Genomic DNA, 344 nt, shown 5'->3' with positions numbered 1-344 from the left:
AGCCGGAGGTGTAGATGACGTAGGCCGGATGCCTGTCGTCGCCGGCGAGGTCCAGCGGCGCGTCGGATAGGGTCTCGAGCGCATCGTTGATCTGGTCCAGGCACAGTGCGCGTTCGACCGGCAGGCCAGCCAGCAGCTCGGAACGGGACAGGACCACGGCGGGCTGGGCGTCGGCCAGCATGAAGGCGATGCGCTCGGCTGGATAGTCGAGATCGATCGGCAGATAAGCGCCGCCGGCCTTGAGCACGGCGAGCAGGGCCACGACCAGATCGATGGAACGGGGCAGCGCGACGGCGACCAGGGTTTCCGGGCTGACGCCGTCGGCGCGCAGGCGGCGGGCGAGG

At 70.1% G+C, this 344-nt stretch carries 1 protein-coding gene; it reads right to left on the bottom strand.

The window, feature by feature from the left end; genetic code table 11:
• Positions 1–344: AMP-binding protein (locus HA052_RS28415; protein ID WP_166454451.1), on the bottom strand; the 344-nt coding region annotated here is incomplete at both ends.

This window comes from Chromobacterium fluminis, assembly GCF_011602385.1.
In the GTDB taxonomy this organism is placed as follows: domain Bacteria; phylum Pseudomonadota; class Gammaproteobacteria; order Burkholderiales; family Chromobacteriaceae; genus Chromobacterium; species Chromobacterium fluminis.
This window is presented reverse-complemented; position numbering and strand designations above follow the sequence as displayed.